We start from the raw sequence: 26,271 nt of genomic DNA on the forward strand, positions 1-26,271 counted from the left end.
TTCCGACATCTCACGCCGCGGATTTGAGGTGGTCGATGAAGGCGCGCAGCTTCGGCAGGACTTGGCGCTTGCCGGGATGATACAGGAAGACGCCCGGCGTCGTGGCGGCGATGCCGTCCAGCATCGGTTCCAGTTTACCTTCGGCTATCGGAGCTTCAGCGATTGGTCGAGGCGTCTGCGCCAGCCCGACGCCCCGCATCGCGGCCCCGAGCAATGTCGGATAATCGTGCGCTATCAGCGGGCCTGAGAGCATCGCCTCGATCGTCTCGTTGCCGTCGACGAAAGCCCAGGGCGCTATGGCGCCATTCGAACGGCGCAAGCGCAGGCAGGCGTGGTTGCGCAGATCGTCGACGCGTTCGGGGCGGCCGTGGCGTTTGAGATAGTCAGGGCTGCCGACGACCACGAACGAAAACGATGGGGTTAGCCGCACCGCGACCATGTCGACCGCAATGAACTGGCCGAGACGGATGCCGGCATCGAACCCGCCGGCCGCGAGATCGACCATCTCGTCGCTCGCGGCGATCTCCAGCTCGATCTCGGGGTAAGCCCGGCAGAACGACGCGATCATCGGCTCCAGGATCAACGGCACGACAGCGCGGGGCACGGACAGGCGCAGCAGACCGGTCGGCCGTTGGCCGATGTCACGCACGGCCTCGCCGGCCGCGACGAGTTCTTCGAAAGCAGGGCCGGCACGATCGAGGAACCGCTGGCCAGGCTCGGTCAAGCCGACGCTCCGTGTCGTGCGGACGAACAGCGCCGCACCCATGCGTGCCTCCAGCGCGCGCACCGCCTGGCTCACGGCGGACGGTGTCACGCCGAGTTGCGCTGCGGCGCGGCGGAAGTTGCGGTGCCTGGCGACAGCCAGGAACGCCTCGATGCCCTCCAGCGCACCATGTCGGACTGTGTAGTTCTGCTTCATAGGTTGTTGTTATTACGCCGGGTAGTCGAATTATGGAAGTGGGCCTAGGTATGAGCTGAACCTAGGAGACATCATGCGATGACCGATGAACTTGAAGGGGTACGCGACCATTATCGCGCGACGGGCCTGACCGAGCGGCTGAAGACGGTGTTGGCTGCCCTCGGCCCGGAGGACCAGCTCCTCACGCCCCAACAATTGGGCGTTCTCGACCAGTTTCACACCCGTGGGCTAGCTGCCACCGCCGAGCTTGCCCAATTGGCGGGGATCGCTGCCGACATGTCGATACTGGACGTCGGCTCGGGCGTCGGTGGGCCGGCGCGCTTTCTGGCTGCGACCTATGGCTGCCGGGTTACTGGCGTGGATCTCAGCGAGCCTTTCGTGGATGCCGCGCGCTATCTGACCGAGCGCACGGGACAGAGCGGGCAGCTGTCGTTCCAGACCGCCAGCGCATTGGAGCTCCCATTCGACGATGGCCGTTTCGACGCGGTGCTGTTGCAGCACGTGGCGATGAACATCTCTGACCGGACGCTGCTCTACAGCGAGATTCGGCGCGTGCTGAAGCCAGGCGGCAGGTTTGCCACATACGACGTCGTGCTGTCTGGAGGCGAGCCGCACTATCCGCTTCCCTGGGCGAGAACGCCGGCGACGAGCTTTCTCCTAACAGCCGGTGCGACGCGCGAGGCGATCGAACCGGCCAGCTTCCGCATGCTGGCATGGCAAGACGACACCGACGCCGCCAAGGCGTGGTTCGCACAGTTGCGCGCGTCGGGGCCGCCGCCTTCGCCCAATCTCGGCGTGGTGATGGGACCGGACTTCGCTGAGCTTGCGGCCAACCTCGGACGAAATCTTATGCAAGGTCGGCTCGGTATCCTGACCGCAGTGTTCGAGGCCGCATGAACCAATTGTCGAGAGGAGGCCAGATGTCCACCGAAGTCCTATTCCAAATCCATCTTGTTCTGGGCTATGTCGCGTGGCTGCTTTGCTTCGCTACATACGGTTTGCCGTGGCTCAGGTCGATGGACCGGGTCGCGGCGCAGCGCGCTGTTGCCGCTCTGCACAGCTTCCGCTTCTTCGGGCTGGTCTTCCTCGTTCCGGGTGTCGTCAGCCCCGATTTGCCTGCCGGCTTTGCCGTGTTTGCTGCCTACGGCGACCTTGCAACAGGAGTGCTGGCCATGCTGGCGCTGCTCACGGTGAGGATACCTCAGCTCTTCTGGGCGCTCGTCGTCGCCTTCAATCTGGTCGGGACGGTCGACCTCATCGTGGACTATTACCACGCCATCCAGGTCGGCCTCCCCCAGCGTGCGGGCGAACTGGGCGCCACCTACGCGATCCCGATCATCTACGTGCCGCTGCTGATGATCACGCACATCGTCGCGTTCTATTTTCTGGTGCGTCCTCCGCAAGCCGCGGCTTGGACTGTCGCAGACTAGTCCTTTGCCGCCGCCGCCTTGATGTCCAGCAGGCCGTAGCCGAAATCATTGTCGCGTCCCTTGGGGCCGAGATCCCTGGCCGTTGCCGCGAGCGCCTTTTCGATGTCGTCGGCCGAGCGATCGGGCGCGGCATGGATGAGATTGGCGATGGCGCCGCTCACGATCGCCGCGGCAAACGAGGTGCCTGTGACCACATCCGAGCCGGCGCCGCTCGGCGCCACCATCTCGACGCCGGGTGCCGAGATGAAGACATAGGCGCCGCGATTGGCCTGCGGCATCAGCCCGTCCTTGGCATCGGTGGCGGTCACCGCGACGACACCATCGAAGGCGGCCGGATAGCCATAGGGCGCCTTCGGCCCGTTGTTACCGGCTGCGGCGACCAGCACCATGCCGAGCGCGCGGGCATTGCGGCAGGCGACGCCGAGCAAATCGTTCTTCGGCCCGACAAAGCTCATATTGATGATGCGCACGTCCTGTTCCGCCGCCCAGTCGAGCGCCGACAGGATGACGTCCATGGTCGACTTGCCGTCCTCGAAGGCGCGGGCGTGATAGATTTTTGCGCCCGGTGCCATGCCTTCCAGCGCGCCGACGCCGGCGATCAGCCCGTCGATCGACGTGCCGTGATCGCGCTTTTCGATTGGCACGTCGGGCATGGCGTCGAACTGCCCGGCAATGACGCCCGAGAGCGCCGGGTTGGTGTCGTCGATGCCGGTGTCGATCACCGCGATGCGGACGTTTTCTCCGTTGGCCTGCTTGGAATCGAGTGCAATGCGGTCGAACGCATAGTTGACGATGCCGGCGGCCTGCTGCAGCGAATAGACGTGATTGGGCTCGCGCCGCTGGGTGCGGCCGTCGGCGGCCAGTTGCGCCAGCACGACGCCGACGGGCCGGCCGTCGGGAATGCCGAAGCGCACCAGTGTGGTGCCAAGCAGCCGCGACTGGCGCTGCGAGCGCACCTGCAGGCCGAAGGAGGCGGCGATCTGCTGGACAGCGCCGGCATCGCCGTCGACGGTCACCAGCACCTCGTCGGGCACGAAATCGCCAACCACCGCGCGCCGCGGCTGAACGGCAATGAGATCGGTCGGCGAGACGATCGGGCCACCGGGCGGGGGGCCGGCTTGAGTGTCGGCCGGCGGCGTCGCCGGTTCGGGCCGTGGCGTCGGCACAGGGGTCGGGGGCGCCGCCGGGTTGGGAAACAGGTCGACGATCAGTGCCGGCAGGAACACCGCGCCGGATTGCGCCGCATCCGATCCGCCCTCTGTGTCGCTGCCATCCTTGGCGCAGTCGGCGCCTGCCGCATTGGTCCCGTCGCGGCAGTCGATTTTCGTCTGGTCGGGATTGGGATCGTTGGTCTGCGCCGACGCGGGCACGGCGACGATTGTCATCGCCGCCGCAAGCATTGCCGCAAATCGAATGACCGCCTCAGCCGCCATCAACCGGTTTCCTTCCCTCGATCACAGTCTCCGTGAAAGCCTGGGCGGCAACAAGGCCGATTTGCCTGGTGTAGTCGGCTGCGTTGGCAGCCGGGATGCCAAGCCGGAACACGCCGTCGGCGGTCGGTCCGCCGACGATCTTCAGCCCGTTGCTGCCGAGGAAGGCGGAAATGTCCGACATCTTCGCATCCGGCTTGAACTTGACCAGGGCGTACGGCATTTTCGCCAGATCGTCTTGCGCGCCGGCAATCTCGAAATCATTGCCCTTTCCGCCGGGTTCGACAAACGACTGCACCATGACCAGCGCCAGCAGAACCGCGGCTGCCGCCCAGGCGACGCCGACCGGCACCGCCATAAAGCGGCCCCAGGCCTGCGCCAGCCAGGACGATCCTGCCGGCTTGCGCGCAGGCCCGGCCTCGGCGTCGAGTGCCTTGGCAAAGCGGCTGAGCGCATCGGCCGGCGGCCGGATTGCTTCGTTGGCGGCCGTGGCGCCGGAGAATTCGGCTTCAGCTTCGCCAAGGGCGGCAAGTGCGGCCGGATCGCTGGCCAGCCATTCCTCGACCGCTTCCAGGTCGGAACCTTCCAGCGAGCCGTTCAGGTAGAACGGCAGCAGCGTTTCCATTTCGTCGCGGCGCGACATCTTTTCAGCGGCGCTCATGGCCACCCCCTGTCGTAACCGGCGGCCTTGAGAGCCTCGCCGAGTTTCTTGCGGGCGTAGAACATCCGGGTCTTGACGGTGGCGACCGGAATGTCGAGCACCTCGCTGATCTCGCTCACCGACTGCCCGTGATAATAGGCAAGATCGATGACGACGCGATGCTCTTCCGGCAAGGCGTCGACGAAGCGCCGCAGGGCGGCCGCCTTGTCTTCCTTCATGGTGACGACTTCCGGCGTGTCGGCGCCGTCGGGCACCGCGGCGGCGGCCTCGTCGTCGATCCAGTCTTCCTTCTTCTTGCGCAGAAAGGACAGCGCCTTGAAACGGGCAATGCCGAGCAGCCATGTCGAGACTTCGGAACGCCCTTCGAAGCCGGGCGCCTGGCGCCACAACTCGAGGAAGACTTCGTTGGCGATATCGTCGGCCATCATTTCCGATCCCGTCTGGCGCGCCACGAAGCGGTAGACCCGCGCGTGGTGACGCATGAACAGGAGCCGCACGGCGGCTCGGTCGCCCTTCGCGACCCGGTCGACAAGCGCGCGATCGGTCTCCGTCGCTGCCGTCATGGCCGGTCGAGCCGCCTGGCTCCTGTCTGCTCTGTCGCTGATCGGCCCAAAAAGGTTCATCCTCCGCCAAGGAATTTTGCGGAGGCTAACCGAAGAGCGCGGAGGTTGCCAGAGGTGCGCCTCTTCCTTCTCCCACAAGGGCAGAAGGGAAGAGCTTCGCGGACCGCTTCTCACTCCAAGAAAGACTTCGCCTTCATCGTCGCGGGCACGGGAACGCCCAGTCGGCTCAGCACCGTCGGCGCCAGCTGCAGCTGGTCGAGTAGTGTGTCCGCATCCGGCCCTTTGCCTTGTCCAAAATAATACAGCGCGAAATCCTGCATCTCGTCGTCATGGCCGCCGTGATGGCCACGATCGGTCTGGCCGTGATCGGCGGTGACGATCACCTCATAGCCGGCTTCGATCCAGCGTGGCAGGAAGGCGGCCAGCATGCCGTCCATCGCATAGACGGCATGGTCCATCTCGTGGCAGTCGTGGCCGAAGCGGTGTCCCATCGAATCCAGCGTGCAGGTGTGCAGGATGCCGTAGTCGATGCCATGGCGTTTCGTCAGCATGGTCAGCGTCGCGAACAGGTCGACATCGCTCGGCGTCATCTGGTTGCGGAGATTGTAACCGGTCATGGTGTGGAAGCGGCCATGCGTGATCGGCCCGCCTGGCTCGTCGAATTCCATGCCCTCCACCAGGTCGAACGGGTAGGCGCGGAAGAATTCCGACCAGTAGGAATGGGTCACCGCCCCCGTCTTGCCGCCTGCCTTGCTGACCTCGGAGAAGATATCGGGCTGCTCGACGCGGAAACGGTTCTCATTGGAGAGAATCCCGTGCACCTGCGGCGAAACCCCGGTGTGGATCGAGGCATAGCAGCAGGCCGAGGTCGACGGCAGCACCGAGCGCATCTTCCAGACCTGCGCCTCGCCCGATTGCACCCAGCCTTCGAGATTGCCCATCAGCCGGCGCCAGTTCCGGTAAGGCACGCCATCGAGGATGATCAGCAGAAGCTTGGATTTGAGCGCCACGGGCTGCTCCATGCGGTTGGCGGTTGAAACGGGAACGCCGTGTGCCGTCCCGGGCACACGGCGTTCTGATAGATGAAATCGGACGATCAGGGTCCGCTCAAGCGTTGAGCCAGCACTCGGCAAGCGCGTAGCCGTCCATCATTTCGCCGATAGGGCTCTTGGCATAGCCGCCGATCTTGTTGGTGGCGGCCGCGTCGATGAACTGGTTGAAGAAGGGCACGATCAGCCCGCCTTCGTCACGCATCATCACTGCCATATCGTGGTAGATCGCCTGGCGCTTGGCCTGGTCGAGCTCGCCGCGCGCGGTAAACAGCATCTTGTCGAATTCCGGCCGCTTGAAGCGCGTGTCGTTCCAGTCGGCGGTCGAGACATAGCCGGTGGAATACATCTGGTCCTGCGTGGCGCGTCCGCCCCAGTAGGAGAGCGAGAAAGGCTGCTTGTTCCAGACCTCCGACCAGTAGCCGTCGCCGGGTTCGCGCTTGATCTCGATCTTGATGCCGGCTTTGGCGCAGGACTGCTGATAGAGCTGTGCGGCATCGACGGCGCCCGGGAAGGCGACGTCCGAGGTGCGCAGCACGATCGAGCCGCTGTGGCCTGATTTCTTGTAGGCTGCCGCCGCCTTGTCCGGATCGAACTTGCGCTGTTCGATATCGGCGGAAAACAGCGGATAGGCCTCGTTGATCGGGAAGTCGTTACCCACCGAGCCATAGCCGCGCAGGATCTTTTCCAGCATCTCGTCGCGGTCCATGGCTAGCTTCAGCGCCATGCGCAGATCGTTGCTGTCGAAAGGTGCGGTGTCGCAGAACATGTTGAACGGATAGTAGCCCTTGCCCGAGACGTTCTCGATGGAAACGCCCGCGATGCGCTTGACCAGATCGACGACCTTGGGTTCGACGCGGTTGATCATGTGCACCTGGCCGCCTTGCAAGGCTGCAAGCCGTGCGGTCGCATCATTGATGACGATGATCTCGACCTGGTCGGCATGGCCGGCCTTGTCGCCAAGCCAGTAATTGGCGAAACGCTCGCCGCCATGGCGCACGCCTGGCTGGTTGACGCTAACCTTGTAGGGTCCGGCGCTGATGCCGGCATTCGGATCGTCCTTGCCGCCATTCGGCTGGATGACGAGATGGTAGTCGGCCATCAGATAGGGGAAGTCGGCATCGGCGTCGCCGAGCGTGACGATGACTTCCTTGCCGCTCGCCTTGACGCCCTTGATGTTCTTGAGGATGCCGAGTGCTCCGGACTTGGACTTCTCGTCCGCATGGCGCTCGATGGTGGCGGCAACGTCCTCCGCGCCGACCGTCTTGCCATTGTGGAACTCGATGCCATCGCGGATCTTGATCGTCCATGTCTTGGCGTCGGCTGAGGCGCCAATCTCTTCGGCAATCAGGTTGACCAGCTTGTTGTCCGGTGTGAGGCGCACAAGATACTCGCCCCAAAGCTTGCCAAAGCTGAAGGTTACCTGGCTGAGATTCAGCGCCGGATCGAGGCTGTTGGTGGATTCCCCGCCCTGCAGGCCAGCCTTGATGATACCGCCCTTCACCGCCGTCTGGGCAAATGCCTTGCCGGCCAGCGCCGGCATCATGGCCGCCGATACGCCGAGCGCGGCGGCGCGCCCAAGAAAGGCACGGCGCGATATCCGGCCGTGACCGGCGAGTTCGGCGAGATAATCGAGTTCAGTTTTCATGTCCTACCCCTGTTTAAAAGTCGTGCGAGCGGCGCTCGTCCCGAAGGACGTGTGGCGCTCTAGTGTTGCATCCGGATGACGGTCGCTGACGCCCCTATGTGGCAGCTTGGTCTGACACAATTTCCAGGGGAAGCGCCTGCCTTTTTCTTCCGGCAGTATTGGTTCCCAGTTTTCCCGGAATTGCTTTAGTTCCCCGCGCTGGCCATGCGCCGTCCCTTGATTGCCTTTTCCAGCCAGCCGATTTCCATCTCTGGAACCGAGGAGAGCAGCAGGTCGGTGTAGGCGTCGAAGGGCGGGCTCAGCACCTTGCCCTTGGGGCCGTAACGCACCACCTCGCCGCGATACATAACCGCGATTGAATCGGCGATCGACTTCACCGTGGCAAGGTCATGCGTGATGAACAGATAGGCGACGTTCTCTTCCTTCTGCAGCTCCAGCAGCAGCTCGAGGATGCCGTGTGCCACCAGCGGATCGAGCGCCGAGGTCACCTCGTCGCAGATGATCAGCTTCGGCTTGGCGGCAAGCGACCGGGCGATGCAGACACGCTGTTTCTGGCCGCCGGAAAGCTCGGCCGGGTAGCGGTCGGAAAATCCCTTGCCCATCTCGATCTTGTCGAGCAGTTCGGCAACGCGTCTGTCGCGCTCACGGCCGCGCATGCCGAAATAAAACTCCAGCGGCCGGCCGATGATGGTGCCGACGGTCTGACGCGGGTTCATCGCCACATCGGCCATCTGGTAGATCATCTGCAACTGGCGCAGATCCTCCTTCGGCCGGTCGGCCAGCCTGTTGGCCAGCGCGCGTCCGTCGAAGGTGACGGTACCCTGTTCGGGTGGCAAAAGTCCCGTGATGGCGCGCGCCAGCGTCGACTTGCCGGAGCCGGACTCGCCGACCACGGCCAGCGTCTGGCCCGGATAGATGTCGACGGATACGTCCTTCAGCACCTTGATATGGCTGCGGCCATAGGCGGCGGTGACGTTCTTCACCGACAGGAACGGCGACGTGCCGGGCTTCTGCTCCTGGTGTTCGATCTCATGCACCGAGACCAGCGCGTTGGTGTATTCCTGGCGCGGCTCCTTGATGATCTGCCTTGTGCCGCCCCATTCGACCAGCCTTCCATGGCGCAGCACCATGATCTCGTCGGAGACCTGGGCGACGACGGCAAGGTCGTGCGTGATGTAGAGCGCAGCGACATGGGTGTCGCGGATGGCGTCCTTGATCGCCGCCAGCACGTCGATCTGCGTCGTCACGTCGAGCGCCGTGGTCGGCTCGTCGAAGACGATCAGGTCCGGCTCGGAGCACAGGGCCATCGCCGTCATCACACGCTGCAACTGGCCGCCCGAAACCTGGTGCGGAAAACGCTCGCCGATGGTTTCAGGGTTCGGCAGGCTGAGCTTCTTGAACAGCGCAACCGCGCGCTTCTCGGCCTCGGCGCGTGTCGCGGTGCCGTGCAGCAGGGTGGCTTCCACCACCTGGTCCATCAGTCTGTGCGCCGGGTTGAAGGCCGCTGCCGCCGACTGCGCGACATAGCAGACCTCGCGGCCGCGTAATTTGCGGAAGCCGTCCTTGCCGCCCTTGAGGATGTCGCGGCCGTTCAGGATCACCTCGCCGCCTGTGATGCGCACGCCGCCGCGGCCGTAGCCCATAGACGACAGGCCGATAGTCGACTTGCCGGCGCCGGATTCGCCGATCAGGCCGAGCACCTTGCCCTTCTCGAGCGTCAGTGAGACATCGTGCACCAGCACGATGTCCTTCGGCGGTTCGCCGGGCGGGAAGACGGTAGCCTCGATGCGCAGATTGCGGATGTCGAGCAGCAGGCCTGACTTCGGTTGCCCGAGCTTCGCTTTGGTGTCGGCCATCACCCGCGTCCTCCCTTGAGGCTTGTCGTCCGGTTGAGCACCCAGTCGGCAACCAGGTTGACGGAAATCGCCAGCAGCGCGATCGCCCCCGCTGGGATGAGTGCGGCCGCGATGCCGAACACGATGCCGTCTTTGTTTTCCTTGACCATGCCGCCCCAGTCGGCGTCCGGTGGCTGCACGCCAAGGCCGAGGAACGACAGCGTCGACAGGAACAGCACCGCGTAGATGAAGCGCAGACCGAGTTCGGAAACCAGCGGCGACAATGCGTTGGGGAGGATCTCGCGGAAGATGATCCAGCCGCTGCCTTCACCGCGCAGTTTCGCCGCTTCGACATAGTCCATGACGTTGATGTCGACGGCGACCGCGCGCGACAGGCGATAGACGCGGGTCGAATCCAGAATGCCCATCACCAGGATCAGCGTCACCAGATTGGTCGGCAGCACCGACAGCACGACGAGACCCATGATCAGTGTCGGGATCGACATCAAGAGATCGACGAGGCGCGACAGCAGCGTGTCGAACCAGCCGCCGAAGACGGCCGCCGAGAAGCCGAGAATGGCGCCGAGCGAGAACGACAGCGCGGTGGCCAGCACCGCGATGAACAAAGTGATGCGGGCGCCGTAGATCATGCGCGAAAGCAGGTCTCGGCCGAGATTGTCGGTGCCCAGCAAATGGGCAGCCGACATCGGTTCCCAGACGTCGCCGACGATTTCGCCATTGCCGTGCGGCGCGATCCAGGGGGCGAAGACCGCCGCAAGCACGAACAATGCCGTCAGCACGATGCCGATCAGCGCGGGGATGGGGATGCGTTTGATATCGAGCATATCCGCCCCCTATTTCGGATGTCTGAGACGCGGATTGGCGACGATCGCCGCTATGTCCGCAATGATGTTCAGGCTGATATAGACGGCGGCGAAGATCAGGCCGACCGCCTGCACCACCGGCACGTCTCGCTTGGTGACGTGGTCGACCAGATACTGTCCCATGCCCGGATAGACGAAGATCACCTCGACCACGACGACGCCGACGATCAAGTAGGCGAGGTTGAGCATGACGACATTGATGATCGGCGCGATGGCATTGGGGAAGGCGTGCTTGCGGATGACGTTGAAGGCCGACAGGCCCTTCAGTTCCGCCGTCTCGACATAGGCCGACTGCATGACATTGAGGATCGCCGCGCGTGTCATGCGCATCATGTGGGCGAGCACGACCAGCGTCAGCGCCGTCGCCGGCAAGGCGATCGCCTGCATCCGTTCGCCAAAAGGCATGCCGTCATAGACGGTCGAAATGCCGGGGAATATCTGCCATTTCACGGCGAAGAAATAGACCAGCACATAGCCGATGAAGAATTCGGGAAACGAGGTCGAGGCCAGCGCCAGCCCGGAGATCAGCTTGTCGACCCAGCCATTGCGGTAGCGCACCGCGATCAGGCCGAGGATGATCGCCAGCGGCACGGCGACGATCGCCGCCCAGAAGGCGAGGAACAGCGTGTTCCACAGCCGTCCCTTGATCGACGTGGCGATGTCCTGCCCGCTCGACATGGCCGTGCCGAGATCGCCGGTCAGCACGCCGCCCAGCCAATGAAAATACCTGAGATAGGCTGGCTGGTTGAGTCCGAGCTGCTCGCGCAGATTGGCAAGCGACTCCGGCGTCGCCGACTGTCCGAGAATGGCTTGCGCGACGTCGCCGGGCAGGATCTGGGTGCCGGCGAAGATCAGGACCGAAACGGCCAACAAGAGCAGAATGCCCAGCGCAACGCGCTGGGCCACCAGTTTCAAGATGGGTGAGGACATATCCGCAAGGCCAAGCTCAGGCTTCGAGCCAGCACTTCGCCAGCGCGTAGCCGTTCATCAGCTCCTGATGCGGATCGTCGACCCAGCCGCCGACCTTGGCGCCGGTAGCGTCGATGAACTGGTTGAACATCGGCAGGATCAGGCCGCCCTCGTCTCGTACCAGGACAGCCATGTCATGATACATCTGCTTGCGCTTGGTCTCGTCGAGCTCGGCGCGCGCCGCCAGCACCATCTTGTCGAAGTCAGGACGCTTGAAACGCGTGTCGTTCCAGTCGGCGGTCGACAGATAAGCGGTGGAGTACATCTGGTCCTGGGTCGAGCGGCCGCCCCAGTAGGACGCGCAGAAGGGCTGCTTGTTCCAGACCTCGTTCCAATAGCCGTCGCCGGGCTCACGCTTCAGCTCGATCTGAATGCCGGCCTTGGCCGCGCTCTGCTGGAACAACTGCGATGCATCGACGGCGCCCGGGAAAGCGACGTCCGAGGTCCGCAGCAGGACGGCGCCGTCGTGGCCGGACTTCTTGAAGTGGAACTTGGCCTTGTCGGGATCGTACTTGCGCTGCTCGATCTCGGTAAACAGCGGATAGGACGCATTGATCGGGAAGTCGTTGCCGAGCGAACCGTAGCCGCGCAGGATCTTGTCCAGCATTTCCTCGCGGTCGATGGCCAGCTTCAGTGCCATGCGCAAATCGGCGTTGTCGAACGGCGCCGTGTTGCAATGCATGATGAACACGTAGTGGCCAGGACCCGCGTGGTTGCGGATGGTGACGCCCGGCAGGCGCTTGATCAGGTCGACGATCTTCGGCTCGACGCGGTTGATCACGTTGACCTGGCCGCCCTGCAGGGCGGCCGTGCGCGCTGTCGCATCGTTGATGACGATGATCTCGATCTGGTCGGCATGGCCCATCTTGTCGCCCTGCCAGTAATTGGCGAAACGCTCGCCGCCATGGCGCACACCGGGCTCATTGGTCGTGACCTTGTAAGGACCGGCCGAGATGCCTGCGTCAGCCTTGTCCTTGCCGCCATTTGGTTGGACGATCAGGTGATAGTCGCTGAGCAAATAGGGCAGATCGGCATTGGCCTCCTTCAGCGTCAGCACGACTTCCTTGCCGCTGGCCTTGATGGTCTCGATACCTTTCATGTAGCCGAGCGCGCCGGATTTCGACTTCTCGTCGGAATGGCGCTCAAGTGTGGCGGCCACGTCCTCGGCGGTCACTGTCTTGCCGTTGTGGAATTCGACGCCGTCGCGGATCTTCAGCGTCCACACCTTGGCGTCGTCCGACGAGCCGATCTCCTCGGCGATGCGGTTCTCGAGCTTGCCTTCCGGCGAAAGCTCGACAATCAATTCGCCCCACATCTTGCCGAAGGCGAACGGCACCTGAGTCATGAACAGTGCCGGATCAAGGCTGTTGGTGGATTCGCCGCCGACAAGTCCGGCCTTCAGTGTGCCGCCCTTGACCGGGCCTGCCGCGCGTGCAGCGCTTGAAAGCAGCGAGGTGGCGAAGGGCGCGGAGATACCGAGCGCCGCCGCCCGGCCGAGAAAATCACGACGGCTCAGTTTGCCCGACGCGACACGCCGGCTAAGAAATTCCAGTTCGTTCGACATTTTGAGTTCCTCACTCTGTTGGTTCGACTCTGCGGTCGTTTTTCTTGTTTCTTGTGAGGAGAATAATGACCGCAAGGGAAAGCGGTAAGCAAGACCGAATGCGACATGCCGTGGCGTAAATCGTACGTCGCAATTGGACCAATGAAATCGGCATTCAAAGAAACGCGCGCGGCACCTTCTCCTCGAAATTGCGCTCGAAGACGAGGGTTTCGTCCTCATAGGCCTCGATTCTGGCGCTGACGCTGAAGTTTTGCCCGTCCGATCGCATTTCGGCTGTCGTTTCGGTGCGTACTGACCATCCGTTTCGCGACAGGGTCTGCGTCCAGTGCGTCTTCCCCGAGGCCGACAGCGGATCGTCGGGATGGATCGTCCAGGTCTCGCGGGCGATGCTGCCATTGGCGAGGCCATGGGCGAGATCGCGCACCTCGCCGAAATCGTCAACAATGGAAAGCGTCACCATTCCGGTCTTCTCATCACGATCGACATGACGCTCTGAATTGGCGGCGCGGATCGTCTCTGTTGCCCAGGGGGTGGCACCTTCCGGCTCGGCGAACGTTACTTCGTCGCCTGTCGCCAGCGGCCGCAGCGGCAAATTGAGCGTCGCCGTCGACAAGGTGAGCTGGACCGGCTCCGGCGACGGCCAGATGGCAGGCCAATAGGCGTTCGAAACGGCAACACGCAGCCGGTGGCCGGCCGGCACACGATAGGCGCATTGATCGAGCACGACGCGCACCGAGACGGTTTCGCCCGGCACCAGCGCCTCGGGGAATTCGTGCGAATTGCGGTGCGTCAGATTGAGCACGCCATAGGAGATCAACTCCGAGGCGCCGTCGGGATGCACATCGCAAAGCCGGACCGCGATGTTGGCCTGCGGACGATCAGAGGACAGCCGCAGCTCGACCTCCGGCGCTCCGACGATGTCGATCGGCTCGCTGAGTTCCGGCTGGTCGAAACACACCGACAGCGCATCGTCGGGGCGCTGGTCGCCGGGCAGTTCGGGACCGAAGGTGAAGGGAAAATACTCGCCGCCGGCCAGGCCGCAGCTTTGCGGAGAGGCGATGATGGCGGGTTTTTCCGTTGAGGAGATCAGATCGAGCGTTTGCATCTTGATGGTTGGCGAGGGCCATTCCTGCTCCGCCACCCAACGGCCGGGACGCTCGGGGTGCCAGCGCGCCGGACGCACGCTGTCCATGACATAGGCGCGGTAGGCCGGGTCGGCCTCGACGCCGGTGTCGACACCCTTCAGCCAGCGGTCCCACCAGCGCAAGGCCTCCTGCAGGAAGCCGATGGCAGGCTTGGGCCCGGCGTAGTGCGGGTATTTGTGGATCCATGGCCCGACGATGCCCTTGACCGGGGCTTGGATGTTGGTCGCCAGATGCGAGACGGTGTTGCGGTAGCCGTCATGCCAGCCGCCGATCGACAGCACGGCGGCTTTGACGGCGGAAAAATCCTCGCAGATCGAGCCGCGCTTCCAGTAGGCATCACGGTGCTGGTGTTTCAGCCACAGCGGCGCCAGGAAGGATTGGTTCTCCAGCCGGGTCAGCCACAGATCGCGCCACCGGTTGTCGCCGGCCAAAAGCGGATCCGGCGGCCGCGACGAGTAGGACAGCATGGTCGAGGCCCAGCCGAAATTCTCGATCAGCAGGCAGCCGCCCTTGTAGTGGATGTCGTCGGCATAGCGGTCGACGGTCGAGCACAGGCTGATCACCGCTTTCAGCGCCGGCGGCCGCTTGGCCGCCACCTGCAGGCAGTTGAAGCCGCCCCAGGAAATGCCCATCATGCCGACATTGCCGTTGCACCAGGGCTGGCTTGCCGCCCAGGCGATGACGTCGCAGGCGTCCTGCAATTCCTGCTCGGAATATTCGTCGTCCATCAGCCCTTCGGAATCGCCATTGCCGCGCATGTCGACGCGGATCGAGGCATAGCCGTGGCCGGCGAAATAAGGATGCGTCAGCTGATCGCGAAAGATGGTGCCGTCGCGCTTGCGGTAGGGCAGATGCTCTAGGATGACAGGCACCGGATCGTCGCCCGCATCCTCCGGCATCCACACCCGCGCCGACAGGCGGCAGCCATCCGGCATGACGATGCCCATGTCCGGGAATTCGACGATTTTGCGGGCAAATTCGGTGACGGTTTTCATGGCATGCTCCAGGATCGCCAGATGATGGAGCCTGCCGTGCCGCGTCGTGGGCCAGCCAACGAATTCGGCTGGTCAATCCGCGTCAGTTCAGCGGGATATCGTTATCGTCCTTGTTCGCCTGATAGATGTTGGACAATTCATCGTAGCGCGCCGAAATCGCGCCGATACGGGTCTCCAGCCGTCGCCGCTCTGCCTCGGGCAACGCTCGCACCAGCCTGCGGATAGAAAAGCTCTTCCAGTAGGCATTCTCGGCATTGTAGCCGCCGGGATCGAGGGTGAAGACCTCTTTCAGGATCTTCAGGTCGTGCGGGATGGCGAAGCTGTCGCGCGAATCCTCGTGGCTGAACAGATAGTAGAAATTATCGAAGCCGGTCCAGGTGATCGCCGACAGGCACAGCGAGCAGGGTTCGTGCGTGGCGATGAAGATGGCGTCTTTCGTATCGACGCGCTCAGCCCTGGGCATTTCGTAGAAACGCTTCAGGCAGTGGACCTCGCCATGCCAGAGCGGGTTTTCCATCTCGTTGTTGGTTTCAGCCAGCACCAGCGAACGGTCGTCCTTGCGCAGGATCGCCGCGCCGAACAGCTTGTTGCCATAGGTAACGCCGTCGGCCGTCTTCGGCACGATGTCGTGCTCGATCACATCGAGCAGGCGGTCGATCAGTGAAATATCGGTCACAGGAGGCTCTCGTTGGGCAAGTGGATCTCGTAGGCGTGCGAGAAATGGAACTCTTCGAGATTGGAGCCATCGCCGCCACGGTCGACGATCAGGAAGTCCTGAGCCTCGCCGAGCGGCGTCAGCACGCCATGCCAGAGATTGCGCCGGTAATTGATGCCTTGTCCGGGTGCGGTGATGAAGGCATGCGGCTCGCCCGGCCCCTGCTCCCCGTCATGGCAGACGACGACCAGGAAGGGGCGCGGCGAGAGCGGGATGAAGGCCTGGCTGCCGAAGGGATGGCGCTCGACCATGCTCAATTTCAGGGGCAATTCGTAGGGCGTGCCGCGCACCATCGAGATCAGCACGCGGGCGTTCGGACCGGTTGCTTCGGCGGTAGCCAGATCATGATAGCGCTCGGCCCTGCCGCCATTGATCGGGTAGTGGTTGTCGCCGCCCATGTCGATGACATCGCCGAAGGGGGCAAAGCCCTCGCGGGTCAGCGGCCGCGCGACGATACGGGTCACAGCGCGCGCCTTGCGATGCCGGCGCCGCCGAGCTTGGCGTGCCGGTTGACGTCCTTGTAGAGCAGATAGCGGAATTTACCCGGGCCACCGGCATAGCAGGCCTGCGGGCAGAAGGCGCGCAGCCACATATAGTCGCCGGCCTCGACCTCGACCCAGTCCTGGTTGAGGCGGTAGACGGCCTTACCCTCCAGCACATAGAGACCGTGCTCCATGACATGGGTCTCGGCGAAGGGAATGACCGCGCCGGGTTCCAGCGTGACAATGGTCATGTGCATGTCGTGGCGCAAATCTGCCGGATCGACGAACCGCGTCGTCGCCCAGCGGCCTTCGGTGCCGGGCATCGGCGTTGGCGCGATCTCCTGCTCATTGGTGAAGAAGGCTTCCGGCACATCGAGACCGTCGACCACCTCGTAAGCCTTGCGAATCCAGTGGAAGCGCACGGCGGCCCTGCTTTCGTTGCGAACCGTCCAGCCGCTGGCCGGCGGCAGGAAGGCAAAGCCGCCGGGCCGCAACACATGCGTCTTGCCGGCAAGCAGAACCGTCAGTTCGCCTTCGACCACGAACAGAGCGCCTTCGGCGCCGGCATCGGGTTCCGGCCGATCGCTGCCGCCGCCGGGCGCGACCTCGACAATGTATTGCGAGAACGTCTCGGCAAAACCCGATAGCGGTCGCGACAAGATCCAGACGCGGGTTTCGTCCCAGAACGGCAACGCACTGGTGACGATGTCCTGCATCACACCCCGGGGAATGACGGCATAGGCCTCAGTGAAGACGGCGCGGCCGGTCAGAAGCTCGTTCTGGCCGGAATGACCGCCATGTGGCGCGTAATAGGTTCGCTCGGGCATCCTGATCGTATCCATGGTTTCAAACCTATTGCGGAAGCATGTCCTTGAGGCGGAGCAGCGCGATGCGCTCGACCTGTTTGCAGGCGGTCTCGAATTCGACGCCGCGGCTGTTGCCGATGCGCGCCTCGAACTCCGCCAGGATTTCCCCCTTCGTCTTTCCCTTCACCGCGATGATGAAAGGGAAGCCGAAGGTGGTGACGTAGGCGGCGTTGAGCTTGGAAAACAGTTCGCGCTCCTTGTCGGTCAGCGCGTCGAGGCCGGCCGAGGCCTGTTCCCTGGTCGATTCCGCCGTCAGCCGTTTGGCCTTGGCCAGTTTGCCGGCAAGGTCGGGATGGGCGTTGAGCACCGAAAGCCGCTCGGTTTCGCTGGCGGAGCGGAAGATACGGCAAAGCGCATTGTGCAGGCCGCCCGAAGTGTCATGCGCCGGGCCTAGTTCCAGTTCGTAGGCGCGTTCGGCGATCCAGGGCGAATGCTCGAACACGCCGCCGAAAGTGTGGACGAAGGTCTCGAATTCCATCTTCGATGGGCGGAGTGCCGCCGGTTGATAAGGATTGACCTCTTGCCAGTGCTTGGCGATGTCGATGCGCCTCGCCAGCCAGACCTTGTCGTGCGACTTCACATAGTCGACGAAGCGCTTCAGCGCCGCCACCCGGCCCGGCCGCCCGACGAGGCGGCAGTGCAGGCCGATGTTCATCATGCGTGGCCGGCCGGCCTTGCCCTCGGCATAGAGCGTATCGAAGCTGTCCTTCAAATAGGCAAAGAACTGGTCGCCCGAGTTGAAACCTTGCGGCGTGGCGAACCGCATGTCGTTGGCGTCGAGCGTATAGGGGATGATGAGCTGCGCGCCGCCCTCATGCTCGAACCAGTACGGCAGCTCGTCGTCATAGGTGTCCGACACATAGTCGAAGCCGCCTTCTTCCGCCACAATCCGCACCGTGTTGATCGATGTGCGACCCGTATACCAGCCGGTCGGGCGCGCGCCGGTCACTTCGTAGTGCAGCTTGATCGCCGCCTCGAGGTCGCGGCGCTCATCCTCGGCGCTGTGGTCGCGGTAGTCGATCCATCTTAAGCCGTGCGAAGCGATCTCCCAGCCGGCGTCCTGCATGGCCGCTACCTGATCCGGCGAACGGGCGAGCGCTGTGGCGACGCCGTAGCAGGTGATCGGCACTTGCGACTCGGTGAACAGCCGGAGCAGCCGCCAGAAGCCGGCGCGGGCGCCGTATTCGTAGATGGATTCCATGTTCCAGTGGCGTTGACCCACCCAGGGTGCCGCGCCGACGATTTCCGACAGGAAGGCTTCGGACGCCTTGTCGCCATGCAACACGCAGTTTTCGCCGCCTTCCTCGTAATTGACGACGAACTGCACGGCGACATGTGCACCGCCAGGCCATTTCGGGTCCGGCGGATTGGCTCCGTAGCCACGCATGTCTCTGCTGTAACGCATCGTCCCTCCCGCCGGGCACGGCCCGAAGTATGATCAGAATATCGAAAGGGTGCTTCTCGCATTCCCCCGAAAATTTTTGAAAGTGTTTTTGTCGCACTCCGCTCGACCGGGACTTATGCATCGCCTTTAATTGGCGCACAATTCACTGTTGATACTTGACCGTACCGGGCCAATTCGCTCGTACCGGAAATGGGAGGCGGCCAATGGCAGAAACGTCGAAAGCCGACGGCGGGCGTCTGACGACCCATGTCCTCGACACGGCGACCGGCAAGCCGGCGGCGGGACTGTCGATCGCGCTCTATCACCTCGAGGGCAAGGCGCGGACACATCTGAAGACCGTTCTCACCAATGCCGACGGCCGTTGCGACAAGCCGCTGCTCGCCGGCGCGGAATTCCGCACCGGCGAATACGAACTGGTCTTCGCCGCCGGCGACTATTTGCGCCAGCAGGGGTTGAGCCTGCCGAAACCGGCCTTTCTCGATGTGATACCGATCCGCTTCGGCATGGCCGAGCCTGTGCATTATCATGTGCCACTGCTGGTCTCGCCCTACGGTTACTCGACCTACAGGGGGAGCTGAGGCATGACCAAAATTAGCATCCGCAACGAAATCCGCTTCATTCTCAATGGCAGGGATGTGGCGCTTTCGTCGGTGGCACCCGACGCGACCTTGCTCGACTGGCTGCGGCTCGACCGTTCGCTGCGCGGCACCAAGGAAGGGTGTGCCGAGGGAGACTGCGGTGCCTGCACCGTGCTGGTCGGCAAGCTGTCGGAGGGCGGCTTGGTCTATGAAAGCGTCAATGCCTGCATCCGCTTCCTCGGCTCGCTCGACGGCACACACGTCGTAACGGTCGAGCATCTGCGTGGCGGGCCAGGCCAGTTGCATCCGGTGCAGCAGGCGATGGTCGATTTCCACGGCTCGCAATGCGGCTTCTGCACGCCCGGCTTCGTCATGTCGCTCTATGGCTTGTGGATGAAGTCGCCTGATCCCTCGAACGCGGATGTCGAAAAAGCTTTGCAAGGCAATCTCTGCCGCTGCACCGGCTATGAGGCGATCATGCGCGCCGCGCATGCCATCTCCAGCTACGGCAAGGCGGCAAAGGACCCGCTGGCCACGGAACGCAAGGCGATCACCGCGAGGCTCGAGGCCATGCGTGACGGCGCCCGGGTCGAGATCGGAACCGGCAAGGCGCGGCTGGTCGTGCCGGCCGATGTCGACGATTTCGCCGCCGTGCTGGACAAGGAACCCGGCGCTACCATCGTGGCCGGCTCGACCGATGTCGGCCTGTGGGTGACCAAGCACATGCGCGATATTTCACCGGCCATTTTCATCGGCGATCTCGACGGGCTTTGCACCATCTCGGAAGACAAGGGCGTCATTTCGATCGGCGCCGGCGTCACCTACACTGACGCCTTCGCGACATTGGCGAAGCGCATCCCGGCGTTGGGGCCATTGTTCGATCGCATCGGCGGCGAACAGGTGCGCAACATGGGCACCATCGGCGGCAACATCGCCAACGGCTCGCCGATCGGAGATACGCCACCGCCATTGATCGCGCTTGGCGCAAGTCTCACCTTGCGCAAGGGCAAGAAGCAGCGGACGATCCCGTTGGAAACCTTCTTCATCGCCTACGGCAAACAGGATCGGCAGCCGGGTGAATTCGTCGAGGCCGTGCATGTGTCGGTGCCGGCCAAGGAAACGAAGTTTGCCGTCTACAAGATCACCAAGCGTCGCGACGAGGACATTACCGCGGCCCTTGGCGCGTTTTTCCTGAATCTGGCCAAGGACGGCACGGTGGCGGAGGTGCGCATCGCCTATGGCGGCATGGCGGCGACGCCGAAGCGGGCGTCTTCCGTCGAAAAAGCGCTGTTCGGCAAGCCATGGACCGAACAGACGGTTGAAGCGGCGATGGCCGAATATGCCAGGGATTTCACCCCGCTGACCGACATGCGGGCCTCGGCCGAATATCGCGCCCTGGCAGCGAAAAACCTGCTGCTGCGCTTTTTTGCCGAGAGCAGCGGCACCAGAGAGCCGGTCCAGGTTTCAAGGCACGAGGCGGCATGATGAACAAGCACGCTGCCCCCAACCTCAAGGCTGAAAAGATCGCTGGCGGCGTCGCCACCGATCAGCGCCACGATTCCGCGCACAAACATGTCAGCGGTACCGCCGTCTACATCGACGACATGCCGGAACCATCAGGCACGCTGCATGGCTGCCTAGGGCTTTCCGGTGCCACGCATGCCACCATCACCAGCATGGATCTCTCGGCGGTGCGTACAGCGCCCGGCGTTGTCGACGTGCTGACGGCCAGTGACGTGCCGGGCGAAAACGACATTTCGCCGACCGGCCGCCACGACGAGCCGGTGCTTGCCGACGGCAAGGTGCAATTCTACGGCCAGCCTATCTTCTGCGTTATTGCGCAAACTCGCGAGCAGGCGCGCCGCGCCACAAGATTGGCAAAGGTCGAATACAAGGAATTGCCTTTCGTCACCGACATCGGCGCGCTCGATCCGAAGAAGGACAAGCTCGTCACGCCGCCTCTCACTCTGAAGCGCGGCGATGCCGCTACGGCGATCCGTCAGGCGCCGCGCCGGCTAAAGGGAAGAATGCGCATCGGCGGCCAGGAACACTTCTACCTCGAAGGCCATATCGCCATGGCCGTTCCTGGCGAGGATCAGGACGTCACCATCTATTCCTCGACCCAGCATCCAAGCGAAGTCCAGCACATGGTCAGCCATGCGCTCGGCGTGCCGAGCAATGCCGTCACGGTGGAAATCCGCCGCATGGGAGGCGGCTTCGGCGGCAAGGAAACGCAGGGAAATCAGTTTGCCGCATTGGCCGCGATCGCCGCGAAGAAGCACCACCGCGCCGTGAAGATCCGGCCCGACCGCGACGACGACATGATCGCCACCGGAAAGCGTCATGATTTCCTCGTCGATTACGAGGTCGGCTTCGATGACGAGGGCAACATCCTCGGCGTCGATTTCATGTTCGCGGCGCGCTGCGGTTTTTCGTCGGACCTTTCCGGCCCGGTAACCGATCGCGCGCTGTTCCATTGCGACAACACTTATTTCTGGCCGGCTGTGCATGCGCAGTCGGCGCCGCTCTACACCAACACCGTGTCGAACACCGCCTTTCGTGGTTTCGGCGGCCCGCAAGGCATGGTCGGCGCCGAGCGCGTCATCGACGAGGTGGCCTTTGCCGTCGGCAAGGATCCGCTCGAAATCCGCAAGAAGAATTTCTACGGCACCAGTAGCGAGGGGGGCCGCAACATCACGCCCTACCACCAGACGGTCGAGGATAACATCATCCAGCGCATCGTCGCCGAGCTTGAGCAAAGCGCGAGCTATGCGCGGCGGCGGCGTGAAATATCGGCCTTCAATGCCAACAGCCGTTTCATCAAGCGGGGCCTGGCTCTGACGCCGGTCAAGTTCGGCATCTCGTTCACCGCCACGCATTACAATCAGGCCGGCGCGCTGGTGCATGTCTACACCGACGGTTCGGTGCACCTGAACCATGGCGGAACCGAGATGGGGCAGGGCCTCTACGTCAAGGTGGCGCAGGTGGTGGCGGAAGAGTTCCAGATCGATCTCGACCAGGTGAAGATCACCGCGACAACGACTGGCAAGGTGCCGAACACTTCGGCTACGGCAGCGTCGTCCGGCTCCGACCTCAACGGCATGGCGGCGCAGAATGGCGCGCGCCAGATCAAGGATCGGCTGACCGATTTCGCCGCCGAAAAATATCAGGTGCCGCGTGATCAGGTGCTGTTCCTGCCCAACCGGGTGCGTATCGGCAACCAGGAAATCGCCTTCGCCGACCTCGTCAAGCAGGCCTATATGGCCCGCATCCAGCTGTCGGCGGCTGGTTTCTACAAGACGCCGAAAATCCACTGGAACCGCGACAAGGGCGAGGGCCGCCCCTTCTATTATTTCGCCTATGGCGCCTCGTGCTCGGAAGTCTCGGTCGACACGCTGACCGGCGAATACATGGTCGAGCGTACCGATATTCTCCATGACTGTGGCCGCTCGCTGAACCGGGCGATCGATATCGGCCAGATCGAAGGCGGCTTCATCCAGGGCATGGGCTGGCTGACGACGGAAGAACTGTGGTGGGACGCCAAGGGCCGGCTGCGCACGCATGCACCGTCGACCTACAAGATCCCGCTCGCCTCCGACCGGCCGAAGATCTTCAATGTCACCTTGGCCGACTGGCCGGAAGCCGGCGAGCCAACCATCCACCGCTCCAAGGCGGTCGGCGAGCCGCCGTTCCCGCTCGGCATGTCGGTGCTGCATGCGCTATCGGACGCGGTGGCCAGTGTCGCCGACAACAGGATCTGCCCGCGCCTCGATGCTCCGGCGACCCCGGAGCGGGTTCTGATGGCGATCGAGCGGCTGAAGAAAGAGGCCGGCGCCTGAATCCGGCCCCAGGGTCGGCAATGCGTGCAATCCGGGCCGAAAAAACCTATATTTCCCATTCGGGAACGTGAACCATGAACTCGAAAGTGCAAAGCCTGAAAGCCTTTCTCGCCAGCGCCGGTCGGGTTGCCGTGGTCGAAGTGGCCGGAACAAAAGGCTCGACGCCACGCGAGAAGGGCGCCTTCATGCTCGTCTCGCCGACGGCGATCTTTGGCACCATCGGCGGCGGTCAGCTCGAATATATGGCGATCGACAAGGCCAGGCAGATGTTGGGCAAAGAAGCCCGCATCGAGGTTGACGAAGTCTGCGCCACCCTAGACGTCCCGCTGGGTCCCGAGATCGGCCAATGCTGCGGCGGGCGCGTCGAAGTCTTGATCCGGCTCGTCGATGCTGCGCTTGCCGGCGACCTGGTTGCGGCCGCCGAAGCCGAAGAGGCGCACCTGCCGTACGTCTACATCTTCGGTGGCGGCCATGTCGGCCAGGCGCTGGCATCGGCGATCGCACTTCTTCCCGTGCACGGCGTCGTCATCGAGACGCGGGCCGAAGCACTGGAAGGCATGCCCGAAACCATCGAGACACGGCTGACAGCTATGCCGGAAGCGATGGTGCGGAATGCCCCCGCCGGCGCCGCCTTCGCCATCCTGACCCACGATCATGCGCTGGATTTCCTGATCGTCGCGGAAGCGCTGAAACGCGGTGACACCGCCTATGTCGGCATGATCGGCTCGAAGACGAAGAAAGCGACGTTCAGGACCTGGTTCCTGAAATCGGCGGACGGCAGCCAGGCCGAGTTTGCCCGCCTCGTCTCGCCAATTGGCGGCGACACCGTCAAGGACAAGCGCCCTCAGGTCATCGCGGCGCTGGCTGCGGCCGAGATCATGACGGCGTTGGTCAATCACAACGCAGCCTTAAATGCCGACCATCAAATTCCGCATGGCAAGGTGATGGCAAGCTAAGCTGCGCCGCAGCTAAACCGGCCGTTTCAAACCCAGATGGTCGCGCAGCGTGCGGCCCTGGTATTCCGTCCGGAACAGTCCGCGCCGCTGCAACTCCGGCACGACGAGCGTGGCAAAGGCATCGAGTTCCCCGGGGAAATATGAGGGCATGACGTTGAAACCGTCGGCCGCGCTACCCTCGAACCGCGCCTGCAGTTCGTCGGCGACTTGGGCCGCTGTGCCGACGATGCGCCAATGGCCCCGCGCGCCGGCAAAATGCCGGGCGAGCTGGCGGATGGAGAGGCCGTCGCGGCGCGATTGCTCGATGACCAGCGCTTGCCTGCTCTTCATCCCCTCGCTCTCCGGCAGTTCCGGCAGTGGCCCATCGATCGGATAGCGCCACAGATCGGAGATGCTGAGATAGCTGGACAGCAGCGCCACGCCGACATCGTCGGGGATCAGCTCCTGCAATTCCTCGTATTTTTCACGGGCCTCCGCTTCGGTCTCCGCCACCACCGGTGCGACGCCCGGCATGATCTTGATGTCGTCCGGCTCGCGCCCATAGGCCGCCAGACGTCCTTTGAGATCGTCATAGAAGGCCTTGGCTTCCTCGAAGGTCTGCGCCGCCGTGAACACCACATCGGCGGTGCGGGCGGCAAGGTCGCGGCCGACATCCGAGGCGCCGGCCTGAACCATCACCGGCGCGCCCTGCGGCGAGCGCGGCAGGTCGAGCGGATCGCGAACCGAAAAGCTCTGGCCGTTATGGCCGGAAGCCTTGCCGTGCCACAGGCCGGTCACCACCTCGGCGAACTCGCGCGCCCGTTCGTAGCGGTCGGCATGGGGCTTGAGGCCCGTCGCGCCGAAATTGGCTGCTTCGATGGGGCTGGCCGAGGTGACCAGATTCCAGCCGGCCCGGCCGCCGCTCAGATGGTCGATCGACAGGAAGGTTCGTGCCAGCCCATAGGGCTCGTTGTAGCTTGTCGACGCTGTCGAGACGAGGCCGATGCGGCTGGTCTGGACGGCGAGCGCCGAGAGCAGGCTGATCGGCTCGAAACCGATCGAGCGCGACGTCTGGCTGGCAATGCCGATATTGGCTTCACGCAGGCCGGCGGCGTCCTCGCAGAACACCATGTCGAACTTCGCCGCCTCCGCCGTGCGCGCCAGCTGGATGTAATGATCGATGTCTATGCCGGCGGTGACGTGCGCCTTGGGGTGGCGCCAGGCGGCGATGTGATGACCTGTCGCCCACAGAAAGGCGCCGAGCTTCATCTGGCGGGCAGTCATTGGTCACCTCCGCCGGCAAGCCCGAGATGCGAGCGCAACGTTTTTCCGCGATAGTTCTCTCGAAACAAGCCACGCCGCCGCAGCGCCGGCAAGACCAGATCGACGAAATCGTCGAGCGCAGAAAGCTGTGCCGGCATCAGGATGTTGAACCCGTCGCAGCCTCTCGCCCGGAATTCCTTTTCCAGCCTCTCGGCGACGGCAGCCGGCTTACTATCGGCGATAAGCGCGACGTTCGTCAGCACTTTCACAGCATCCGGATCGCGTCCGCACGCCGTGACACGGCGCCTGATATCGTCATAGCGTTCGGTCGCGCCCTCCACCAGTCCGCCGTCCAGCAGGATGACATCGGCGGTGCGAGTGGCAATATCGAAGTCGGATTCCTGCAGGCCCGACAAGACGAGCACTGGCGTATCCTGCGGCGACCGGGCGACGTTCAGCGGTCCGCGCACGGAAAAGAATTCGCCCTTGTGCTCCAGCAGGTGCATCTTTTCGGGGTCGTGGAAGCGGCCGCCGCCCTGGTCGAACAGCAGGGCGTCCGCATCCCAGCCCTGCCACAGACCTTGCACGATGCCGATATATTCCTCACTGCGACGGCGGAAATCGTTAGGCGAAAATCCTTCGGGCCGGCTGAAATTGGCTGCTTCCCGTGGCGCTTGCGTCATGGTTGCGTTCCAGCCACTGCGGCCGTGGCTGATAACGTCGAGCGAAGCGAAACGGCGTGCCAGATTGTAGGGTTGGTGGGCAATTGTCGAGGCAGCGGCAACCAAGCCGATCCTGCTTGTGACAGTCGCCAGAGCGGCCAGCAAGGTCGTCGCTTCGAAGGGCATCCGTTTGTTCGCGGCTTCGCTTTCGGACGCTGGCGCGGCATCGGCAAGCAGCACCATGTCCAGCCCGGCTGCTTCAGCCTTTTGCACGAAACCAGCCAGGCGGCTGAATTCCAACCCAGTCTCGAGTGATGGATCGGCGAGCGAAACGGCAAGATGCATTGTGGCGCCGTTGTCCATCGGGGGTTCCTATGAGATGAAATGCCACCCCGAACTATGTTCGCCACATCCTGGGATGGCAACCGCCGGCG

General features: G+C 63.5%; 23 protein-coding genes. 6 read left to right on the forward strand and 17 right to left on the reverse strand.

Going from position 1 to position 26,271, the window contains the following annotated elements:
- Nucleotides 1-10 precede the first annotated feature (10 nt).
- Entirely contained in the window at nucleotides 11-919 is a 909-nt protein-coding gene (locus tag EOC83_RS10270; protein WP_063169815.1) for a LysR family transcriptional regulator, read from the reverse strand.
- Nucleotides 920-997: 78 nt separating this feature from the next.
- On the opposite strand from EOC83_RS10270, the gene EOC83_RS10275 reads away from it, so the two are divergent.
- Both EOC83_RS10275 and EOC83_RS10280 read left to right on the forward strand, forming a co-directional pair.
- Nucleotides 998-1,816: a class I SAM-dependent methyltransferase gene (locus EOC83_RS10275; RefSeq protein ID WP_063169816.1), complete on the forward strand. Its 819-nt coding sequence runs from the start codon at nucleotides 998-1,000 to the stop codon at nucleotides 1,814-1,816.
- A 23-nt stretch (nucleotides 1,817-1,839) separates the two neighbouring features.
- Nucleotides 1,840-2,349: a hypothetical protein gene (locus tag EOC83_RS10280; RefSeq protein WP_013528257.1), complete on the forward strand. Its 510-nt coding sequence runs from the start codon at nucleotides 1,840-1,842 to the stop codon at nucleotides 2,347-2,349.
- On the opposite strand, the gene EOC83_RS10285 is transcribed toward EOC83_RS10280, so the two are convergent.
- From EOC83_RS10285 to puuE, 14 genes are all read right to left on the reverse strand, one after another.
- Nucleotides 2,346-3,782 (reverse strand): S8 family serine peptidase, encoded by a 1,437-nt coding sequence (locus tag EOC83_RS10285; RefSeq protein ID WP_063169817.1) that lies wholly within the window; start codon nucleotides 3,780-3,782, stop codon nucleotides 2,346-2,348. The genes EOC83_RS10280 and EOC83_RS10285 overlap by 4 nt on opposite strands.
- Nucleotides 3,772-4,440: an anti-sigma factor gene (locus EOC83_RS10290; protein WP_082826721.1), complete on the reverse strand. Its 669-nt coding sequence runs from the start codon at nucleotides 4,438-4,440 to the stop codon at nucleotides 3,772-3,774. The genes EOC83_RS10285 and EOC83_RS10290 overlap by 11 nt, the downstream gene beginning before the upstream one ends.
- On the reverse strand, nucleotides 4,437-5,003 hold the full coding sequence (locus EOC83_RS10295; RefSeq protein WP_027163789.1) for a sigma-70 family RNA polymerase sigma factor: 567 nt from the start codon (nucleotides 5,001-5,003) through the stop codon (nucleotides 4,437-4,439). The genes EOC83_RS10290 and EOC83_RS10295 overlap by 4 nt, the downstream gene beginning before the upstream one ends.
- Before the next feature lie 170 nt (nucleotides 5,004-5,173).
- Nucleotides 5,174-6,013 carry an alkaline phosphatase family protein gene (locus tag EOC83_RS10300; RefSeq protein WP_024501944.1) on the reverse strand — a complete coding sequence of 280 codons (840 nt, stop codon included), beginning with the start codon at nucleotides 6,011-6,013 and terminating at the stop codon, nucleotides 5,174-5,176.
- A 97-nt stretch (nucleotides 6,014-6,110) separates the two neighbouring features.
- Nucleotides 6,111-7,700: an ABC transporter substrate-binding protein gene (locus EOC83_RS10305; RefSeq protein WP_024501943.1), complete on the reverse strand. Its 1,590-nt coding sequence runs from the start codon at nucleotides 7,698-7,700 to the stop codon at nucleotides 6,111-6,113.
- 185 nt (nucleotides 7,701-7,885) lie between these two features.
- Nucleotides 7,886-9,556 carry an ABC transporter ATP-binding protein gene (locus EOC83_RS10310; RefSeq protein ID WP_013528251.1) on the reverse strand — a complete coding sequence of 557 codons (1,671 nt, stop codon included), beginning with the start codon at nucleotides 9,554-9,556 and terminating at the stop codon, nucleotides 7,886-7,888.
- Nucleotides 9,556-10,380, reverse strand: coding sequence for an ABC transporter permease (locus tag EOC83_RS10315; RefSeq protein ID WP_013528250.1), 825 nt, complete (start codon nucleotides 10,378-10,380; stop codon nucleotides 9,556-9,558). Before EOC83_RS10315 ends, EOC83_RS10310 begins: the two co-directional genes overlap by 1 nt.
- A gap of 9 nt (nucleotides 10,381-10,389) precedes the next feature.
- On the reverse strand, nucleotides 10,390-11,349 hold the full coding sequence (locus EOC83_RS10320) for an ABC transporter permease (RefSeq protein WP_013528249.1): 960 nt from the start codon (nucleotides 11,347-11,349) through the stop codon (nucleotides 10,390-10,392).
- 16 nt (nucleotides 11,350-11,365) lie between these two features.
- Complete coding sequence (locus EOC83_RS10325) at nucleotides 11,366-12,952, reverse strand: ABC transporter substrate-binding protein (RefSeq protein ID WP_063169819.1); 1,587 nt, start codon at nucleotides 12,950-12,952, stop codon at nucleotides 11,366-11,368.
- 154 nt (nucleotides 12,953-13,106) lie between these two features.
- Nucleotides 13,107-15,092 (reverse strand): CocE/NonD family hydrolase, encoded by a 1,986-nt coding sequence (locus EOC83_RS10330; protein WP_063169820.1) that lies wholly within the window; start codon nucleotides 15,090-15,092, stop codon nucleotides 13,107-13,109.
- An 82-nt stretch (nucleotides 15,093-15,174) separates the two neighbouring features.
- Nucleotides 15,175-15,768, reverse strand: a complete 594-nt coding sequence (locus EOC83_RS10335; RefSeq protein ID WP_013528246.1) for a nucleoside deaminase — start codon at nucleotides 15,766-15,768, stop codon at nucleotides 15,175-15,177.
- A complete protein-coding gene (locus tag EOC83_RS10340) occupies nucleotides 15,765-16,271 on the reverse strand; it encodes an ureidoglycolate lyase (protein ID WP_013528245.1) in 507 nt (168 codons plus the stop codon). Before EOC83_RS10340 ends, EOC83_RS10335 begins: the two co-directional genes overlap by 4 nt.
- On the reverse strand, nucleotides 16,268-17,131 hold the full coding sequence (locus EOC83_RS10345; protein ID WP_024501939.1) for a bifunctional allantoicase/(S)-ureidoglycine aminohydrolase: 864 nt from the start codon (nucleotides 17,129-17,131) through the stop codon (nucleotides 16,268-16,270). Before EOC83_RS10345 ends, EOC83_RS10340 begins: the two co-directional genes overlap by 4 nt.
- A 10-nt stretch (nucleotides 17,132-17,141) precedes the next feature.
- Nucleotides 17,142-18,560: an allantoinase PuuE gene (puuE, locus tag EOC83_RS10350; RefSeq protein WP_063169821.1), complete on the reverse strand. Its 1,419-nt coding sequence runs from the start codon at nucleotides 18,558-18,560 to the stop codon at nucleotides 17,142-17,144.
- Nucleotides 18,561-18,763: 203 nt separating this feature from the next.
- Here puuE and uraH point away from each other — a divergent pair, with 203 nt between their 5' ends.
- The 4 genes from uraH to xdhC all read left to right on the forward strand — a co-directional run bounded on the left by uraH (nucleotide 18,764) and on the right by xdhC (nucleotide 23,933).
- Nucleotides 18,764-19,138, forward strand: a complete 375-nt coding sequence (gene uraH, locus EOC83_RS10355) for a hydroxyisourate hydrolase (RefSeq protein ID WP_013528242.1) — start codon at nucleotides 18,764-18,766, stop codon at nucleotides 19,136-19,138.
- A 3-nt stretch (nucleotides 19,139-19,141) separates the two neighbouring features.
- On the forward strand, nucleotides 19,142-20,623 hold the full coding sequence (gene xdhA, locus EOC83_RS10360) for a xanthine dehydrogenase small subunit (protein ID WP_063169822.1): 1,482 nt from the start codon (nucleotides 19,142-19,144) through the stop codon (nucleotides 20,621-20,623).
- Nucleotides 20,623-22,977 carry a xanthine dehydrogenase molybdopterin binding subunit gene (xdhB, locus tag EOC83_RS10365; protein WP_063169823.1) on the forward strand — a complete coding sequence of 785 codons (2,355 nt, stop codon included), beginning with the start codon at nucleotides 20,623-20,625 and terminating at the stop codon, nucleotides 22,975-22,977. The genes xdhA and xdhB overlap by 1 nt, the downstream gene beginning before the upstream one ends.
- A 74-nt stretch (nucleotides 22,978-23,051) precedes the next feature.
- A complete protein-coding gene (xdhC, locus tag EOC83_RS10370; RefSeq protein ID WP_063169824.1) occupies nucleotides 23,052-23,933 on the forward strand; it encodes a xanthine dehydrogenase accessory protein XdhC in 882 nt (293 codons plus the stop codon).
- Between the two features lie 12 nt (nucleotides 23,934-23,945).
- Here xdhC and EOC83_RS10375 read toward each other — a convergent pair whose 3' ends face one another.
- Both EOC83_RS10375 and EOC83_RS10380 read right to left on the reverse strand, forming a co-directional pair.
- Complete coding sequence (locus EOC83_RS10375; protein WP_063169825.1) at nucleotides 23,946-25,196, reverse strand: LLM class flavin-dependent oxidoreductase; 1,251 nt, start codon at nucleotides 25,194-25,196, stop codon at nucleotides 23,946-23,948.
- Nucleotides 25,193-26,200, reverse strand: a complete 1,008-nt coding sequence (locus EOC83_RS10380) for an LLM class flavin-dependent oxidoreductase (protein ID WP_082826625.1) — start codon at nucleotides 26,198-26,200, stop codon at nucleotides 25,193-25,195. Before EOC83_RS10380 ends, EOC83_RS10375 begins: the two co-directional genes overlap by 4 nt.
- Between the last annotated feature and the right edge of the window lie 71 nt (nucleotides 26,201-26,271).

It is taken from the genome of Mesorhizobium sp. Primo-A (assembly GCF_003997175.1).
Lineage (GTDB): Bacteria > Pseudomonadota > Alphaproteobacteria > Rhizobiales > Rhizobiaceae > Mesorhizobium > Mesorhizobium ciceri.

Bases quoted from the DNA above. Each gene is read 5' to 3' on its own strand.
- EOC83_RS10295 (WP_027163789.1), bottom strand. From the start codon at position 5,003: ATGACGGCAGCGACGGAGACCGATCGCGCGCTTGTCGACCGGGTCGCG.
- EOC83_RS10345 (WP_024501939.1), bottom strand. From the start codon at position 17,131: ATGGATACGATCAGGATGCCCGAGCGAACCTATTACGCGCCACATGGC.
- puuE (WP_063169821.1), bottom strand. From the start codon at position 18,560: ATGCGTTACAGCAGAGACATGCGTGGCTACGGAGCCAATCCGCCGGAC.
- EOC83_RS10310 (WP_013528251.1), bottom strand. From the start codon at position 9,556: ATGGCCGACACCAAAGCGAAGCTCGGGCAACCGAAGTCAGGCCTGCTG.
- EOC83_RS10330 (WP_063169820.1), bottom strand. From the start codon at position 15,092: ATGAAAACCGTCACCGAATTTGCCCGCAAAATCGTCGAATTCCCGGAC.
- EOC83_RS10270 (WP_063169815.1), bottom strand. From the start codon at position 919: ATGAAGCAGAACTACACAGTCCGACATGGTGCGCTGGAGGGCATCGAG.
- EOC83_RS10380 (WP_082826625.1), bottom strand. From the start codon at position 26,200: ATGGACAACGGCGCCACAATGCATCTTGCCGTTTCGCTCGCCGATCCA.
- EOC83_RS10280 (WP_013528257.1), top strand. From the start codon at position 1,840: ATGTCCACCGAAGTCCTATTCCAAATCCATCTTGTTCTGGGCTATGTC.
- EOC83_RS10320 (WP_013528249.1), bottom strand. From the start codon at position 11,349: ATGTCCTCACCCATCTTGAAACTGGTGGCCCAGCGCGTTGCGCTGGGC.
- EOC83_RS10305 (WP_024501943.1), bottom strand. From the start codon at position 7,700: ATGAAAACTGAACTCGATTATCTCGCCGAACTCGCCGGTCACGGCCGG.
- xdhB (WP_063169823.1), top strand. From the start codon at position 20,623: ATGAACAAGCACGCTGCCCCCAACCTCAAGGCTGAAAAGATCGCTGGC.
- EOC83_RS10315 (WP_013528250.1), bottom strand. From the start codon at position 10,380: ATGCTCGATATCAAACGCATCCCCATCCCCGCGCTGATCGGCATCGTG.
- uraH (WP_013528242.1), top strand. From the start codon at position 18,764: ATGGCAGAAACGTCGAAAGCCGACGGCGGGCGTCTGACGACCCATGTC.
- EOC83_RS10275 (WP_063169816.1), top strand. From the start codon at position 998: ATGACCGATGAACTTGAAGGGGTACGCGACCATTATCGCGCGACGGGC.
- EOC83_RS10375 (WP_063169825.1), bottom strand. From the start codon at position 25,196: ATGACTGCCCGCCAGATGAAGCTCGGCGCCTTTCTGTGGGCGACAGGT.
- xdhA (WP_063169822.1), top strand. From the start codon at position 19,142: ATGACCAAAATTAGCATCCGCAACGAAATCCGCTTCATTCTCAATGGC.
- xdhC (WP_063169824.1), top strand. From the start codon at position 23,052: ATGAACTCGAAAGTGCAAAGCCTGAAAGCCTTTCTCGCCAGCGCCGGT.
- EOC83_RS10290 (WP_082826721.1), bottom strand. From the start codon at position 4,440: ATGAGCGCCGCTGAAAAGATGTCGCGCCGCGACGAAATGGAAACGCTG.
- EOC83_RS10285 (WP_063169817.1), bottom strand. From the start codon at position 3,782: ATGGCGGCTGAGGCGGTCATTCGATTTGCGGCAATGCTTGCGGCGGCG.
- EOC83_RS10325 (WP_063169819.1), bottom strand. From the start codon at position 12,952: ATGTCGAACGAACTGGAATTTCTTAGCCGGCGTGTCGCGTCGGGCAAA.